Source organism: Caulobacter sp. GW821-FHT09H08 (assembly GCF_059415885.1).
Window position 1 is genome coordinate 211337 of record NZ_JBWKOC010000004.1, and the last position, 15748, is coordinate 227084.

Sequence of the window (15748 nt, forward strand, 5' to 3'; positions counted from 1 at the left end):
CGCGACACCTTCTCCCGCAAGGGGAGAAGGATTTAAAGTCTTAAGCTTGGCCGACCGTCTCGAACATGCAGGCGGCCATCGCCTCGTCCGGGGTCTTGGCGCCCTGGAGCAGGAATTCGAAGGCCGGGAAGAAGCGGTCGGCGGCTTCCACCGCCGCGTCAATCATCGAGGCGGCCTGGGCCATGGTCGGGCGCTCGCCGGCCGGCAGGGCCAGGGCGTGGCGGAACACGACTTCGCCGTCCTCGGTCCAGACCTCGAAGTGGCCCAGCCAGACGCGCTGGTTGATCAGGGCCAGCAGTTCATAGGCGTTGGCGCGCTTGGACTTCGGCGCACGCAGGTCGATCGACAGGCACAGTTGCAGGCAGTCGGCCTCGGGCCGCCAGGCGAACCACAGTTCGTAGTCCTTCCAGTCGCCCTTCAGGGCGAAGGCCAGGTCACCGTCTTCGGTGCGATCGAACGTGAGATTTTCAGCCGACAGCACATGCTCGACCACCTCAAGAGGGTCCAGCGCCATCAGGACGTCGTCTTCGTCGGGTTGGGTATCCATGAGAAACCTTCGTCCCCCGCCGCGACGGCGAGGGGTCCCCCCGCCATGAATCGCTCACGTACTGGGGACACTAATCTGCTTCGCGGCGTTCGTCCTCAACTCGCTTCACGCGTGGAGCGAGCAGCGAATCGCCTATTCGCCTGAAACCGAGGTTTTTCCTGCGGCCTTCTTGGCGGGGCTCTTTTTGGCGTCCTTGAGGGCCGCGACCTCTTCGCGCAGCGCGGCGACTTCGGCCTTCAGGGCCTCGAAATCGTCGCGACGGATCAGGTCGAACTCGGCCGCCAGGCGATCGGCCTGGGCCCGCATCGCGGTTTTCGCCTCCTCGCCGGCCGTCTGGGCGATGCCCATGGCCGCCTGGGTCAGCTTGGCGAATTCGTCGAGAAAGGGGTTCTGGCTGTGCATTTCCAATCCATGCCCATGAAGGGGCGCGCGCTCTTATATGGGAAACAAGGGATGAAAGCGAAGAGCGAACCCTATACGACTGCGACCATCTGCCCCGGTGGAGCCTGAAGCGTGCCCTTTCCCGATATCGATCCGGTCGTCCACATCGGTTCGTTCGCCCTGCAGTGGGGGCCGTTGGCCCTGCGCTGGTACGCCCTGGCCTATGTCGCCGGCATCCTGCTGGGCTGGCTCTATGCCGCCCGCCTGACCCGCATCCCGAGCCTTTGGGGCGGTCGCACGCCGACCGCTACGCCCTTGCAGATCGACGACCTGGTGCTGTGGATCACGGTCGGCATCATCATCGGCGGTCGCCTGGGCTACATCCTCTTCTACATGCTGATGAACCCGGAGCAGCGGGCCTCGCTGGCGGCCAATCCGCTAGAGGTCTTCCAGATCTGGAAGGGCGGCATGTCGTTCCACGGCGGCTTCCTGGGCGTCTGCGCGGCCATCGCCCTGTTCGCCCGCAGCCAGAAGATCGACATCCTGAAGCTGGGCGACCTGATCGCGCCGGTCGCGCCGATCGGCCTGTTCTTCGGCCGCATCGCCAACTTCGTGAACGGCGAGCTGTGGGGTCGCCAGACCGACGGGCCGTTCGGCGTCGTGTTCTGCAACAACACCATTCGCGCCCAGACGGGCGGCCTGTGCCCGGCCGGCGAGCTTCCGCGCCATCCCAGCCAGCTCTACGAGGCCGGCCTCGAAGGCCTGCTGCTGTTCGCGATCCTGGCCTTCTGCGTCTATCGCCTGAAGTGGCTACAGCGGCGCGGCGCGCTGGTGGCGACCTTCCTGCTGGCCTATGGCCTGTTTCGGCTGTCGCTGGAGAACGTGCGCAATCCCGACGTCGGCATGCCGGACTTCCCGTTCGGCCTGACCATGGGGATGCTGCTGTCGACGCCGATGATCCTGATCGGCGGCTGGCTGCTGTGGAAGTCGCTGCGCGAGCCGAAGACCACCGAGGCTCATGAGCCTGCTTGATCGCCTGAAGGCGCAGATCGCCCAGGACGGGCCGATCGGCGTCCCCGAGTTCTTCACCCGCTGCCTGCACGACCCGCGCGACGGCTATTACGCCACGCGGCCGGATCTGGGCGCCGGTGGCGACTTCATCACCGCGCCGCTGGTCAGCCAGATGTTCGGCGAGCTGATCGGCCTGTGGGCGATCGAGACCTGGACGCGGATGGGCCGACCGGCGCCGTTCCGCCTGGTCGAGATGGGGCCGGGCGACGGGACGCTGATGAGCGACCTGCTGCGGGCGGGGCGGCTTGATCCCGAATTCCTGGCGGCCGCGCAGGTCTGGCTGGTCGAGGTGTCGGAACCGCTGCGAGCGAAACAGGCCGCGCGGCTGGGCGAGGGTCCGCGCTGGGTCGGGCGGCTGGACGACGTCCCCGGCGGCGCGCCGATGATCCTGGTGGCCAACGAGCTCCTGGACTGCCTGCCGGCGCGGCAGTTCGTGCGGACCGAGGGCGGCTGGGCCGAGCGGGTGATCGGGCTGGGCGTGGATGGCGCGCTGGCGTTCGGGTTGCGGGGCCTCGGCAAGTCGCCAGACGCGGCGCCGCTTCACCTGCCCGACGCTGGCGAAGGCGGCATCTGGGAGTCCTCCCCCGCCCAGGCGGCCCTGGCCTCGGACATCGCCCACCGCCTCGCGACCGACGGCGGCGCGGCGCTGCTGATCGACTACGGCCGCGCGGCGCCTGAGGCCGGCGACACCCTCCAGGCCCTGCAGAACCACACCAAGGTCGATCCGCTGACGACGGCCGGCCTGGCCGACCTAACGGTGTGGGCCGACTTCCCGTCGGTGGTCGCCGCGGCGCGGGAAGCCGGCGCGAAGGCGGGGCCGATCCTGACCCAGGGCGCGTTCCTGCTGGCGCTGGGAATCGAGGCCCGCGCCGACGCCCTGGCCACCGCGCGGCCGGATCGCGCCGAGCAGATCGCAAGACAGCTTGATCGCCTCGTCGGAGAGGCGCAGATGGGCGCTCTGTTCAAGGTCGCGTGCCTCTGCGCGCCCGACCTTTCGCCCCCCCTCTTCGAGGACGCGACATGACCAAGACGCCCGACCTGCCCACGATCCAGTCGCCGCTGCTGGCCAGCCTGCCGGGGGTGAAGCACGCCTTCTTCACCCGCAAGGGCGGGACCTCCACGGGGATCTACGACAGCCTGAACGTCGGGCGCGGCAGCAAGGACGATCCGGCCGACGTCGTGGAGAACCGCGCCCGCGCCGCGCGCTGGTTCGGCGGCGATCCGGAAGACCTGAACACCTGCTACCAGATCCACTCGACCATCGTGATCAAGGCCGACGGCTCGTGGGGCGACGTGCGTCCACAGGGCGATGCGGTGGTGACCCGGACGCCGGGCGTGATCTGCGGCGCCCTGGCGGCCGACTGCGCGCCGGTGCTGCTGGTCGATCCCGAGGCCCGCATCGTGGCCGCCGCCCACGCCGGCTGGCGCGGGGCGCTGGATGGCGTGGTGCAGGCCGCCGTCGACTGCATGGTCGAGCTGGGCGCCAGGCCCGAACGCATGACCGGCGTCGTCGGCCCCTGCATCGGGCCGAAGTCGTACGAGGTGGGGCTGGATTTCCTGCACCGCTTCGAGGCCGACTGCCCCGGCTCGGGCCGGTTCTTCAAGCCGGGCGCGACCGAGGACAAGCGCTTCTTCGACCTGCCGTCGTTCGTTCTGGACCGCCTGGACACCGCCGGCGTCGAGCGCCGCGAATGGGTCGGCCGCGACACCCGGACAGAGGAAGAATGGTTCTTCTCCAACCGCCGCGCCTTCCTGAACGGCGAGGGCGATTACGGGCGACTGCTGTCGGCGATCTCGCTGGAGGCGTGAGGCGAAAACCTCGCCCTTCGACAAGCTCAGGGTGAGGTTTTCGAACGACAACTCCGAGTCGACCTTGATCCTCACCCTGAGCCTGTCGAAGGGCGGGAATCAACGCTCGGTCATCCTCCGAACACGGAATCTGAAAACTTCGCCCGTTAACACTTGTGCCCGGGCCGTTCGCTGCTAGAAGGCCCGGCAACGGCGACCCCCACACCCGAGATCACCATGAAGCTGCTGTCCGGCAACTCCAACCGCCCGCTGTCCCAGGCGATCGCGGAATATCTCGACATGCCGCTGACCCGCGCCCAGGTGCGCCGGTTCGCCGACCTCGAGGTGTTCGTCACCATCGACGAGAACGTGCGGGGCGAGGACGTCTTCGTCATCCAGTCGACCAGCTACCCGGCCAACGACAACCTGATGGAGCTGCTGATCTGCATCGACGCCCTGAAGCGCGCGTCGGGCAAGCGGATCACGGCCGTGCTGCCCTACTTCGGCTATGCCCGCCAGGACCGTAAGACCGGCGGCCGCACGCCGATCTCGGCCAAGCTGGTGGCCAACCTGATCACCCGCTCGGGCGCCGACCGCGTCCTGACGATGGACCTGCACGCCGGCCAGATCCAAGGCTTCTTCGACATCCCGACCGACAACCTGCTGCCCTCGCGCCTGATGGCCGAGGACATCCGCCAGCACTATCCGATGGGCGACGACCTGATGGTCGTGTCGCCGGACGTCGGCGGCGTGGTGCGCGCCCGCGCCCTGGCCAAGCGCCTGAACGACGCGGACCTGGCCATCGTCGACAAGCGCCGCTCGGGCCCGGGCCAGTCGGAAGTCATGAACATCATCGGCGACGTCAAGGATCGCCGCTGCATCCTGTTCGACGACATCGCCGACTCGGCCGGCACCCTGTGCAACGCCGCCCAGGCGCTGATGAGCCACGGCGCCAAGTCGGTCAGCGCCTACATCACCCACGGCGTCCTGTCGGGCGCTGCGGTGGACCGCGTCGCCAACTCGGTGCTGACCGAGCTGGTGGTCACCGACTCGATCGAGGCCTCCGACCCGGCCAAGGCCTGCCCGAAGATCCGCTACGTCTCGTGCGCCCCGCTGATCGGCGAAGCCATCCGCCGCATCGCCAACGAAGAGTCGGTGTCGAAGCTGTTCGACTAAGGCGCCCGCCCCTTCCGGGCACGGCTACGCTTGTAAAAACCCGGCGAACGGGGCGACAGTCACATTCTCGCCCGCCCGGCTTGCTATGCGCGCCGCCAGACTGATTGGGGAAGTTCTTCTAATGCGTTTCTTTCCGCGTACGCGGGCCGTCCTGACGACGGCCGCCGTTGCGCTGACCGCGATGGTCGCGGCGTGTAGCTCCCCCACGCCTGCCCCGGCTCCGCCGCCGCCCGTCGTCCAGGCCCCGCCGCCCCCGCCGCCGATCACCCTGTCGGCCAAGGTGGTCGAGCGCGCCAGCGCCTTCCGCAGCTACATGGCCCGCGCCGGCGCCGTCTCGTCGGCGTTCGAGAACGGCGAGCAGATCCAGACCTCGCTGAAGGTCGGCGCGGCCTACGAGTCCAAGTCCCTGATGAACGGCGCGGTGTCCTACGCCGCCGTCCTGGCCCTGCAGGACCCCACCTTCGTCGCCTCGGTGCGCGAAGTCGCGGCCAACCCGACCCAGCGCCAGGAGATGATCAACAACATCTTCTCCAACCCCTCGTACGCCACCGTCTTCAAGGGCGCCGACAGCGCCGCCGGCCTGATCATCGACACGATCGGCAACGATGGCCTGCGCGTCTACAAGGCCGGCAAGGCCGTGAAGCAGGCCGCCTACGACGTACAGAAGTCGCCCTGGTCCAAGGCCTCGGTGACCGACCGCGACGGTCGCCTGGCCTCGGCCAAGACCCTGTCGGCGACCCCGGCCCTGGCCGAGAGCACCGACGTGGCCGTGCTGCAGCAGGCCTCGACCGGCGGACAGTCGCTGGGCCTGACGCCCCGCGCGGCCGCCGCGCCCTATCAGCCCGTGGTGATCCGCGGCCTGGCCGTGGCCGCCCTGGCCGCCCTCGGCGCGGCCGGCGACAACAACCTGACCTCGATCGAGGCCCTGGCCGCCGACCTCGGCACGGCCAACTGCCTGAACATGGGCAAGCTGAACCTCTACCAATGCCTGGCCGTGTCCAAGCCGCACTACGAGGACATCTTCTGCCTGGGCCAGCACATCCTGATCGACACCGGCGCCTGCATGGTGAAGGCCGTCGGCGCCTCGCTGCCGCCCGAACCGCCGCCGCCCCCGAAGGTCGAGCCGGTCAAGAAGCCGGTGAAGAAGGCTCCCGCCAAGAAGCCGGTCGCCAAGAAGAAGGCCTGATTTCTCCCGAATTCACGGCGAAAGGGCCGGGCGTTGCGTCGCCCGGCCCTTTTGTGTATGTAGCGCGACCCCAAAAAGACGCTGGCGAGCGTGGCAATACAGCCATAGGCGCTGGGTCGCAGCAGAGAGCGTTCGGCTCTCTAGAAAGATACGACTATGGCCGAGATCATTCTGAACGTTGAAGTCCGTGATGGCGCCGGCACCGGCGCGGCCCGCGCCGTGCGTCGCGAAGGCAAGGTCCCGGGCACCCTGTACGGCGGCGGCAAGGCTCCGGTGAACATCGCCGTGAAGATCAACGAATTCCGCAAGTCGCTGTACACCGGCAAGCTGCTGGGCCACCTGGTGACCCTGCAACACGGTGACGAGAAGCAATCGGTCATCGCCAAGGCCGTGCAATTCCACCCCGTCACCGACGAGCCGGTCCACTTCGACCTGTACCGCGTCAGCGAGCACCAGCTGATCAAGATCGAAGTGCCGGTGCACTTCAAGAACCACGACATCTCGGTCGGCATGAAGAAGGGTGGCTCGCTGGAAGTCATCCGTCACACCGTCGAGCTGGCCTGCCCGGCCGACCAGATCCCGGAAGAGCTGGTCATCGACCTGGCCAACCACGACATCGGCGACACCATCCGCATCTCGGAAGTGAAGCTGCCGGAAGGCGTGAAGCCGGCTCAAGACCGCGACTTCGTGATCGCGACCCTGAAGGCTTCCTCGGCCGCCCAGTCGGGCGCCGGCGACACCACCGTCGAAGGCTAATCGCCTCTCGGTCTTCGGATCGAACCGATTTAAGAGACGGGCGGGCCTTCGGGTCCGCCCGTTTTCGTTTGAGGGTCCGACCTCGCCCTTCGACAAGCTCAGGGTGAGGACTACTGGAAGGCCTCATTCGAAATCCTCATCCTGAGCTTGTCGAAGGACGAGGATTTCGCTCACCGTTTTGGGACCAAGCGATGCTGATCCTCGCCGGCCTGGGCAATCCCGAGCCCAAGTACGAGAAGAACCGCCACAACGTCGGCTTCATGGCCGTCGACGCGCTCGCACGAAAGTGGGGCACGGCCCCGTGGCGCGCGCGCTTCCAGGGCCTGGCGTGCGAGGGGCAAGTCTCGACCCCCGACGGGCCGGTCAAGCTGCTGCTGCTCAAGCCCAAGACCTATTACAATGAGAGCGGTCGCGCCGTGGGCGAGGCCATGAAGTTCTTCAAGCTGACGCCGGCCGACGTCATCGTCTTCCACGACGAGATCGACATGGCGCCCGGCCGCTTCCGGATGAAGTCGGGCGGCGGCGCGGCCGGCAACAACGGCATCCGCTCGGTGACCAGCCAGGTCGGCGACGCCTTCCGCCGAGGCCGCATCGGCGTGGGCCATCCGGGCCACAAGGACGCGGTCATGCATTACGTGCTGGGCGACTTCCACAAGGTCGAGCACCAGTGGCTGGACCCGATGCTGGACGCCCTGGCCGACGCCCTGCCCTTCGCCGCCGTCGGCGACGACGAGCGCTATCAGGCCGAGGTCATGCGCCTGGCGCCGGCGCCGAAGGCCGATCCGCGCAAACCCGCCTAGGACGGGCCAAGTCAACGCCGACGATTGACGCGATCGCGATGACGCGAGAGACACCGCGTCGTAGTCCTGGAGTTGTCGATGTCGTTCCTGCTCGGCCTTTCGCCCATCTTGGGCATCGCGTTGCTGGCCTTCTCGATCGCCATGTGCGTGCACGTGGTGCGCAGCCAACGCGAGCTCTATTGGGTGTTCATCATCCTGATCGTCCAGCCGATCGGGGCGCTGATCTATTTCGTGGCGATCTTCCTGCCCGAGTTCATGCGCGGCGGCACGGCCCAGAAGATGCGCAAGGCCGCGCGCGAGACCCTGGATCCGCAGCGCGAGTATCGCGAGGCGACCCGCGCCGTCGACGACGCCCCGACCGTGGCCAACCGGGTCCGCCTGGCCACCGCCGCCACCCAGCTGGGCAAGCACGGCGAGGCCGAAGCCCTCTATGCCGACAGCCTGACGGGCATGTACGCCGACGACGCCCAGCTGCTGCTGGGTCGCGCCAACGCCCTGATCGAGCTGAACCGCCCGGCCGAGGCCCTGCCGTTGCTGGAGAAGCTGGGCGAGCAGCCCACCGCCGGCCGCACGCCCCACACCATGCTGGCCCTGGGCCGCGTCTATCACCAGCTGGGCCGCGAGGATCAGGCCGAGACGGCGCTCAGCTGGGCCGCCGACCACTATCCGGGCTTCGAGGGCATCGCCCGCTATACGGTGTTCCTGGCCCGCATGGGCCGCAAGGACGAGGCGCGCGAGAAGCTGGCCGAGATCGACAAGCGCCTCAGCAAGACCCACGCGCATTTCCGCAAGGAGGCGAAGGGCTGGCGTGACCTGGCCGCCCAGGCGGTGGGAGGTTAGGCGGCTTTCGCCCTGTCCCGCGCCCTGTCCCGCAGCGACAGGCAGTAGCCAAACGTCACCGCGATGCCGACGATGATCGCGCCGCATCCGCCCGCGACCGCCACCGGGATCGGAGCGAACGCCCACAGGCCGGCATAGACGAGCCCGCTCAGGACCAGGGACCAGCTCGCGACCCGCCTGGCCCGCGCGGCGTCGGCGGGCAGCGGGACCAGGGTCTTGGGCATCCGGTTGCCGTACCAGGCGATCATCAGGCCGTTGACGCCCACGACCCGCGCGACCGTGTCCCCATCGATGTAGCCCAGCTTGCGCGCGACCGTCGCGCAAAGCGCCAGGGCGATCATGCCGCCGGCCCAGGCGAGGCTGCCAACCACTTCCTTGTTCATCGTGCGATCTCCGGCTCGGCTTTGGGTGGGGGCTCCGGCGCCTCCGCGAGGCCGCCGAAGGAATGGATGAAGCCCAGCAGCGCCTCTTCCAGCACCGAGAGTTTCAGGTGGTAGATGACGGACTTGCCGGCTTTCTCGGCATGCACCAGGTCGGCCTCCTTCAGCACCGCGAAGTGCGCCGACATGGTCGGCTTGGAGAACTCGAAACAGTCGCAGAGCTCCCCGGCGCTCATCGGCCCGCGCCGCAACAGCTGCAGCACGCGCCGACGGGTGGGATCGGAAAGGGCCTTGAACACCTGGCTCATATTTAGTCATTTAGCTAAATATAGAATTGTTGGCAAGCCCTGTGTGTTTTCGCCCCTAGAGGAAAGCGTCGGCCAGGTCCGACGAGGGCTTCAGCACGTTGCCCGGGACCGCGAAGAGATTGGTCGCCAGGGCGATGGAGAGCCCCAGCTCGGGATAGATGACCAGGCTGGCGCGGGAGCCTTCGTCGGAGCCCGCGTGATGCCATCGCAGGCGGCCCTTCTCGTCGGCGTCGATCCGCCAGCCCAGGCCCAGCGGCGGCATGTTCCCCGCCTTCTCGGTCATGGGCGTGAACAGCAGCGCCCGCTCGGCCTTGGTGATCCTGGAAGCCGGGGTTTCGAGCTGGGCCGCGCCGAAGCGGGCCAGGTCCGACGGCGTCATGATCAGGCCGCCCGCCGCCCACTTGTAGCTGGGATTGTCGCGCCGCGAATTGGCCCAGCCTTCCTTGGCCTGGGGGTAGCCCAGGCTAGCGTACAGCTTGGCGTCGGTATAGCCGCTGACCCGCCCCGGCTTGACGGTGAACGGATTGTCGCCGTCCAGGCTGGCCAGGCCGAAGGTCGCGCCGACCTCGGTCTTCAGGAGCTCCAGGAAGGGCTGCCTGGCGGCGACTTCCATGACGATGGAGGCCAGGGTGTAGCCGTACGACGAATAGGCGACCTGCCCGCCCACCGGGCCGATCAGCGGGTCGTTGATGAAGATGTCCAGGATCTCCTGGTTGGAGGCATAGACCCGCTGGCCCAGCGGCCCGCCCGGCGCCTTGGCGCCGAGGTCGCGCTTGAGGTCGTAGTGACGGATGCCGGCGCGGTGGGTGAACAGCTGGCGCAGCGTGGTCTGGCGGTGCGGCGCGGGCAGGTCGGGCAGCCAGCGGACGATCGGCGCGTCCAGGTCGATCACCCCGCGCGAGATCAGCCGGGCGGCCGCGGCGGTCGTGACCACCTTGCTGACCGAGCCCAGGCCGAAGACGTGGGCGGGGGTCGCCGCGACGTCCAGCTGGAGGTCGGCCTTGCCGTAGGCCTTGGCCCAGACCACGCCGCCCGACCGGGCGATCGCGACGGAGAGCGCCGGCGCCGGGCTGGCGGCCATCAGGCGCTGGGCCACGCCATCGGCGCGGAGGCCGGCGGCCTTGTCCCCGGGGGTCTGGGCGCTGGCGGACCCGGCGACGGACGCGGCGGCCAGGGCCGAGCCGCCCAGCATCATCTGGCGGCGGCTGGTGTCGAAGGCGAAGGGCATCGAGGATCTCCAGGATCAAGGCGCGCGGGATCGCCGCGGGAAGACCAAGGTCTCCCGATCGGGTCGGCGCGAGGGTTGCGGTTTAGGGGGGCTAGACGGGCTTGAGGTCGGGCGCGCGTCGGCTGAGCCACCAGACGGGCGCCAAGCAGGCCAGGGGAATCAGCCAGCCGCTCGACCAGGCCAGCGGCCAGTCCACGCCGAGGTGGTCCATGCCAAGGTCAGGGACGGCCACCAGCAGCGCGCCGATCGCGGCCGAAGCCAGCAGCAGCAGGGCGCTGGGCCGACGCCTCGCCAACAGCACGGCGCCGATCGTCAGGAGGACGGCGACGACCGGCAGGATGGCCAAACGCGGCAACGGATAGGTCTGGAAGAACAGCAGGGTCCGGGCCGTTCCGGGGCCGGAGCCGAGGTCCTGCGGCGTCAGCGACGGCGTGGCCTTGATCCCGATCACCATGGCCGCCGCCAGGGCGTAGCAGCCCGCGCAGACCAGGGCGTAGGCCGCCAGCGTCCAGCGGGCGAGAAAGACCAGGCTCATCATCTCGGCGACTTTCTGGACATAGCTGGCCCGCACGCCGCCCAGCGCGAAGGCAAGGGCGGCCAGGGGCGAAGGGATGTAGTCGAGCTCGGCCCGCATGGCGTCGACCCACGGTCGCCGCGACGGCGGCATCACCCGCGCGGCATGGTCCAGGAGGCGGGCGGCGAGCTTGGTCATGCGGGTTGCGCCTCGAGGCCGGAAGGATCGGGGCTGGCGAGGGTTCGAGCCACGGCATGTCCCTCGGCCGTCAGCCGATAGGCGTGACGCGGCGGGCGGCCGGGCTGCTGGGGCTCGCGCCATTCCGCCTCCAGCCACCCCTGGTCGGAGAGACGGATCAGCAAGGGATAGAGCGTGCCGGACTTCAAGCCCGTCTCCTTCGACAGGTCGTAGCCGTAACGCCAGGCCTGCGGCTGGACCATCAGGGCCTCCAGCACGGCGCGGGTCTGGGGAGAAGGAGCACGGCTACGGGTCATGCGGCGATGCTATATATGTAGACTTAAGAGTCAATCGACATATGTAGAGTTATTGCCCGAGCGAGCCGCAGCCGCTCCCCGCCTTGGCGGAGAGCGGCCGCCGGCATCAGAACCGGCCGCGCTGGAAGTCCTCGAACGCCTGCACGATCTCCTCGCGCGAGTTCATGACGAACGGACCGTGCCAGAAGACCGGCTCCTGGATCGGGCGGCCGGCCAGCAGCAGGACGCGGGCGTCGGTGACGGCCTCGACGCGGACGGTGTCGCCGTTGCCCAGGAACACACCCGACAGCGCATCGACCGTGTCGTGGGCGATGCGGACCTGGCCTTCATAGACCGCGAACATGGCGTTGCGGTCGTCGCCGACCGGCTCCTCGAAGACGGTCCCGGCCGGCAGGACGACGTCGAAATAGAGGGCGTCGACCGCCCCGCCGCCGATCGGACCGGCCGTGCCGCCATCCGTGACACCCGAGATCACCTTCACCGAGACGCCGCCGTCGCGGACCTCGACCGGGATGGCGTCGCTCTCGAACTCCGAATAGCCCGGCGCGCTCATCTTCAGCTTGGCGGGCAGGTTCACCCACAGCTGGAAGCCGCGCATGCGGCCCTCGGCCTGCTCGGGCATCTCGGAGTGGACGATGCCCTTGCCGGCCCGCATCCACTGGATTCCGCCGGGACCGATGATCCCCTCGCGGCCGGTGTTGTCGCGGTGGCGCATCCGGCCTTCCAACATGTAGGTCACGGTCTCGAAGCCGCGATGCGGATGGTCGGGGAAGCCGCCCATGTAGTCGGACGCCTGGTCGTTGTCGAAGCAGTCCAGCATCAGGAACGGGTCGAACATCTGGGCCTCGGGCGTGCCCAGCATGCGGGTCAGCCGCACGCCGTCGCCATCCGAGGCGGGCATGCCCTTCACGATCTTCAGGACGGGTCGAACGCTCATGGGAAGCTCCTTGTCGCGCATTGATATCAGATCTGGTTGCAGTTCGCGCAAGTCCCCTCCCCCGACGGCCCCTCAGGTTCGCCTTTCCCGGCCATCCGTGCTAATCGCCCGCCCAACGAAATTCACGAGAGTTCCATGGCCCTGAAAGTCGCCATCGTCGGCCTGCCCAACGTCGGCAAGTCCACCCTGTTCAACGCCCTGACCCAGACGGCGTCGGCCCAGGCCGCCAACTATCCGTTCTGCACGATCGAGCCCAATACCGGCGACGTGGCCGTGCCCGAGCCGCGCCTGGACGCCCTGGCCAAGATCGCCGGCTCCAAGGAGATCATCCCGGCCCGGATCACCTTCGTCGACATCGCCGGCCTGGTGCGCGGCGCGTCGAAGGGCGAAGGCCTGGGCAACCAGTTCCTGGCCAATATCCGCGACTGCGACGCCGTGGCCTTCGTGGCCCGCTGCTTCGAGGACGACGACATCACCCACGTCGAGGGCCGCATCGACCCGCTCAGCGATCTCGAGATCATCGAGATGGAGCTGATGCTGGCCGACCTGGAGAGCCTGGAAAAGCGCCTTCCGAACATCGAGAAGAAGGCCAAGTCGGGTGGCGACAAGGAAGCCGCCAACACTCTGCGCCTGATCAACCTGGCCCTGGCCCAGCTGCGCGACGGCCGTCCGGCCCGCGCCGCGACCGTGGACAAGGAAGACGAGAAGGCCTGGCACATGCTGCAGCTGCTGACCTCGCTGCCGGCCCTCTATGTCTGCAACGTCGAGGAAGGCAGCGCCGACAAGGGCAACAAGTACTCGGCCCTGGTCGCCGAGCGCGCCGCCAAGGACAACGCCAAGTCGGTGGTCATCTCGGCCCAGATCGAGAGCGAGATCGCCATGCTGGACGCCGAGGAGCGCACCGAGTTCCTCGAAACCCTGGGCCTGGAAGAGCCGGGCCTGAACCGCCTGATCCGCGAAGCCTACAAGCTGCTGAACCTGCAGACCTACTTCACGGTCGGTCCCAAGGAGGCCCGCGCCTGGACGATCCACGTCGGCGACACCGGCCCGCAGGCGGCCGGCGTCATCCACACCGACTTCGAGAAGGGCTATATCCGCGCCGAAACCATCGCCTATGACGACTTCGTCAAGCTGGGCGGCGAAGGCCCGGCCAAGGAAGCCGGCAAGATGCGCGCCGAAGGCAAGGAATATGTCGTCAAGGACGGCGACGTGATGCACTTCCGCTTCAACGTCTAGGACCATGCGGCGCCTCGTTCTGATCGGGGCGCTGCTGTTGACGGCCTGCGGTTCGCCGCGGGCCGCGACGCCTTCTGCTCCCGCCGCCGACGCCAGCGTCGACCGCATCGTGGTCGAGAAGGCCGCCCGGCGCATGACGCTCTATGCGGGCGAGCAGGCGGTGCGGACCTACCAGGTCTCGCTGGGACGCGGCGGCCTGGCGCCCAAGACCCGGTCCGGCGATCGCCGCACACCCGAGGGCGACTACCGCATCACGGGCCGCAATCCCAGGAGCGCCTATCACCTCTCGCTGCGGATCGGTTATCCGACCCCGGCCCAGGTCCAGGCCGCGCGCGCCCTAGGGATCGATCCTGGCGGCGACATCATGATCCACGGCCTGCCGAACGGTCGAGGCAAGCTCGCCGCCCTCTTCAAGGGCCAGGACTGGACCGACGGCTGCATCGCCGTCACCGACCCCGAGATCGAGGAAATCTGGCGTCTGGTCGCCGACGGCGCCCGGGTGCGGATCGCGCCCTAGCGCGCCCCTGGCGGGTTTCGTCGCATCGGCGTTGTAATCCCGACGCGCCGGCCAAACCGTCTGTCCTTCCGCCATGAGCAGAGGGGCTGCACATGAAAACGACCGCCCTCACCCTCGCATTCATCCTGGTCGCCGGCCCCACGCTGGCCCAGATGCGCGACCCGGTCCCACCCTACGACAAGGCCACTCGGAACGCCGTCAGCTATCTCAGCCCCGGCAATCCGCTCCAGCAGAAGGCCGCCGGCGATCTGGCGACCCAGGCCGGCGTCGCCTGCGACCTGACCAGCGCCGGTGTGGTCAAGGAAAGCCACAGGACCGGCCTGCGGACCGTGACCTACGAGGTCGCCTGCAGGGACGACTTCGGCTGGATCGTCACCCGGGCGGGCGACAGGATCAGCGCCTATGACTGCCTGGCGCTGGCGACCTCGGAGAAGGCCTCCAAGGGCAAGCTGGCCACCTGCCGGCTCGAGGCGAACGCCAATGCGACGCTCGGCCTGGCCGCCCTGGCCAGGAAGGCCGGCCTGACCTGCAAGCCGGTGCAGGGCGCCTATATGGGCGGCGGCGGCCAGCCAGCGATCTCGCGCTACGAGGTGCTGTGCGACAACGGCGCGGGCTATGTCATCGACATGCCCCAGCCCCGGTCGAACGCGGCCATGCTGGCCATGTCGTGCGCGCGCGCCAAGGCGACCGGCATGGGGGTCTGCGCCCTGAAGCCCGACAAGGGCTGACGGCCGCGCCGGGCCACATCGCACCCAGGTTGAGCCTCGACGCCGCGCTGGAGAGGTGTAGTCTCTCGCGCATATGCAGAGGGGCTGCACATGAAGAAGACCATTATCCTTAGCATCGCCATCGCGATGATCGCCGGACCGGCCTTGGCTCAGGCCGGGGGCGCCTTATCCCAGCCATCGGCCAATACGACGGGCGCTCGCGCTGTCACGCCGGGCTACACCACCGGCCGCTATCAGGCGGCCAATGAAGGCGGCCAATATCTGGAGCCGGGCAATCCGCTGCAGCAGAAGGCGGCCGCGGAACTGGCCGCCCAGGCCGGCGTGGCCTGCGACATGGTCAGCGCGGGCATCGTTCCCAGCAAGCACCGCGGCGGCGGCCAGCCGGCGACCTACGAGATCGCCTGCAAGAACGACTTCGGCTGGATCGTCAGCAAGGCCGACGGCAAGGTCAACGCCTATGACTGCGTGGCCCTGGCGGCCTCGGAGAAGGCGGCGAAGGGCAAGCTGGCCACCTGCCGCCTGGCCGAGAACGTCGGCTCGACGGCCGGCCTGTCGAACCTGGCCCAGAAGGCGGGCCTGACCTGCAAGCCGGTGCAGGGCACCTATCTGGGCGGCGGCGGCACGCCGGCCATCTCGCGCTACGAAGTGCTGTGCGACAACGGCTCGGGCTACATCATCGATGCGCCCCAGCCGAAGTCGACCGCCGCGATGCTGGCCATGTCCTGTGCGCGCGCCAAGACCGCCGGCATGGGCGCCTGCACGCTGAAGCCCGAAAAGGGCTGAGTCCAGGCTCCACCCGACACGACGAACGGCCCGCGGATCCGCCCGCGGGCCGTTTTTCGTTGATCGCCGCCCGGGCCG

20 protein-coding genes and 1 pseudogene are annotated in these 15748 nt (G+C 68.5%); 13 read left to right on the plus strand and 8 right to left on the minus strand.

Annotated features, from left to right (window positions below):
* Positions 1-40 precede the first annotated feature (40 nt).
* On the minus strand, positions 41-547 hold the full coding sequence (locus AC07NN_RS15445) for a type III secretion system chaperone family protein (RefSeq protein ID WP_494642602.1): 507 nt from the start codon (positions 545-547) through the stop codon (positions 41-43).
* 132 nt (positions 548-679) lie between these two features.
* On the minus strand, positions 680-949 hold the full coding sequence (locus AC07NN_RS15450) for an accessory factor UbiK family protein (protein ID WP_494642604.1): 270 nt from the start codon (positions 947-949) through the stop codon (positions 680-682).
* A 111-nt stretch (positions 950-1060) separates the two neighbouring features.
* Between AC07NN_RS15450 and lgt the strand changes: the two genes are divergently transcribed.
* The 9 genes and pseudogenes from lgt (at position 1061) to AC07NN_RS15495 (ending at position 8545) form a co-directional block, all read left to right on the plus strand.
* Complete coding sequence (gene lgt, locus AC07NN_RS15455) at positions 1061-1960, plus strand: prolipoprotein diacylglyceryl transferase (RefSeq protein WP_494642606.1); 900 nt, start codon at positions 1061-1063, stop codon at positions 1958-1960.
* A complete protein-coding gene (locus tag AC07NN_RS15460; protein WP_494642608.1) occupies positions 1947-3023 on the plus strand; it encodes a class I SAM-dependent methyltransferase in 1077 nt (358 codons plus the stop codon). The genes lgt and AC07NN_RS15460 overlap by 14 nt, the downstream gene beginning before the upstream one ends.
* Positions 3020-3808, plus strand: coding sequence for a peptidoglycan editing factor PgeF (gene pgeF / locus AC07NN_RS15465; protein ID WP_494642610.1), 789 nt, complete (start codon positions 3020-3022; stop codon positions 3806-3808). The genes AC07NN_RS15460 and pgeF overlap by 4 nt, the downstream gene beginning before the upstream one ends.
* Before the next feature lie 216 nt (positions 3809-4024).
* The gene (locus AC07NN_RS15470; protein WP_494642612.1) at positions 4025-4963 is read left to right on the plus strand and encodes a ribose-phosphate pyrophosphokinase; all 939 of its coding nucleotides are present in this window, start codon (positions 4025-4027) and stop codon (positions 4961-4963) included.
* Between the two features lie 121 nt (positions 4964-5084).
* On the plus strand, positions 5085-6149 hold the full coding sequence (locus AC07NN_RS15475) for a hypothetical protein (protein ID WP_494642617.1): 1065 nt from the start codon (positions 5085-5087) through the stop codon (positions 6147-6149).
* Between the two features lie 156 nt (positions 6150-6305).
* Entirely contained in the window at positions 6306-6905 is a 600-nt protein-coding gene (locus AC07NN_RS15480; protein ID WP_494642621.1) for a 50S ribosomal protein L25/general stress protein Ctc, read from the plus strand.
* A gap of 76 nt (positions 6906-6981) precedes the next feature.
* A pseudogene (locus AC07NN_RS15485) lies at positions 6982-7103 on the plus strand (hypothetical protein); the annotation flags it as partial.
* A complete protein-coding gene (gene pth, locus AC07NN_RS15490; RefSeq protein ID WP_494642624.1) occupies positions 7097-7705 on the plus strand; it encodes an aminoacyl-tRNA hydrolase in 609 nt (202 codons plus the stop codon). The pseudogene AC07NN_RS15485 and the gene pth, both read left to right, overlap by 7 nt.
* Positions 7706-7783: 78 nt before the next feature.
* Entirely contained in the window at positions 7784-8545 is a 762-nt protein-coding gene (locus tag AC07NN_RS15495) for a tetratricopeptide repeat protein (RefSeq protein WP_494642626.1), read from the plus strand.
* Here the strand turns inward: AC07NN_RS15495 and AC07NN_RS15500 are convergent.
* From AC07NN_RS15500 to AC07NN_RS15525, 6 genes are all read right to left on the minus strand, one after another.
* Positions 8542-8928, minus strand: coding sequence for an ammonium transporter (locus AC07NN_RS15500; protein WP_494642628.1), 387 nt, complete (start codon positions 8926-8928; stop codon positions 8542-8544). The genes AC07NN_RS15495 and AC07NN_RS15500 overlap by 4 nt on opposite strands.
* The gene (locus tag AC07NN_RS15505) at positions 8925-9233 is read right to left on the minus strand and encodes an autorepressor SdpR family transcription factor (protein WP_494642630.1); all 309 of its coding nucleotides are present in this window, start codon (positions 9231-9233) and stop codon (positions 8925-8927) included. Before AC07NN_RS15505 ends, AC07NN_RS15500 begins: the two co-directional genes overlap by 4 nt.
* A gap of 55 nt (positions 9234-9288) precedes the next feature.
* The gene (locus AC07NN_RS15510; RefSeq protein ID WP_494642632.1) at positions 9289-10461 is read right to left on the minus strand and encodes a serine hydrolase domain-containing protein; all 1173 of its coding nucleotides are present in this window, start codon (positions 10459-10461) and stop codon (positions 9289-9291) included.
* A 91-nt stretch (positions 10462-10552) separates the two neighbouring features.
* Positions 10553-11173, minus strand: coding sequence for a hypothetical protein (locus AC07NN_RS15515; RefSeq protein WP_494642636.1), 621 nt, complete (start codon positions 11171-11173; stop codon positions 10553-10555).
* On the minus strand, positions 11170-11469 hold the full coding sequence (locus tag AC07NN_RS15520) for a PadR family transcriptional regulator (protein WP_494642638.1): 300 nt from the start codon (positions 11467-11469) through the stop codon (positions 11170-11172). The genes AC07NN_RS15515 and AC07NN_RS15520 overlap by 4 nt, the downstream gene beginning before the upstream one ends.
* Before the next feature lie 106 nt (positions 11470-11575).
* Positions 11576-12406 (minus strand): pirin family protein, encoded by an 831-nt coding sequence (locus AC07NN_RS15525; protein WP_494642640.1) that lies wholly within the window; start codon positions 12404-12406, stop codon positions 11576-11578.
* Positions 12407-12541: 135 nt separating this feature from the next.
* Here AC07NN_RS15525 and ychF point away from each other — a divergent pair, with 135 nt between their 5' ends.
* The 4 genes from ychF to AC07NN_RS15545 all read left to right on the plus strand — a co-directional run bounded on the left by ychF (position 12542) and on the right by AC07NN_RS15545 (position 15670).
* On the plus strand, positions 12542-13642 hold the full coding sequence (gene ychF, locus AC07NN_RS15530) for a redox-regulated ATPase YchF (RefSeq protein WP_494642642.1): 1101 nt from the start codon (positions 12542-12544) through the stop codon (positions 13640-13642).
* Between the two features lie 4 nt (positions 13643-13646).
* Positions 13647-14159 (plus strand): L,D-transpeptidase family protein, encoded by a 513-nt coding sequence (locus tag AC07NN_RS15535; RefSeq protein WP_494642644.1) that lies wholly within the window; start codon positions 13647-13649, stop codon positions 14157-14159.
* A 92-nt stretch (positions 14160-14251) separates the two neighbouring features.
* On the plus strand, positions 14252-14887 hold the full coding sequence (locus AC07NN_RS15540; RefSeq protein WP_494642646.1) for a hypothetical protein: 636 nt from the start codon (positions 14252-14254) through the stop codon (positions 14885-14887).
* 90 nt (positions 14888-14977) lie between these two features.
* Positions 14978-15670: a hypothetical protein gene (locus AC07NN_RS15545; RefSeq protein WP_494642648.1), complete on the plus strand. Its 693-nt coding sequence runs from the start codon at positions 14978-14980 to the stop codon at positions 15668-15670.
* The last annotated feature ends 78 nt before the right edge of the window (positions 15671-15748 follow it).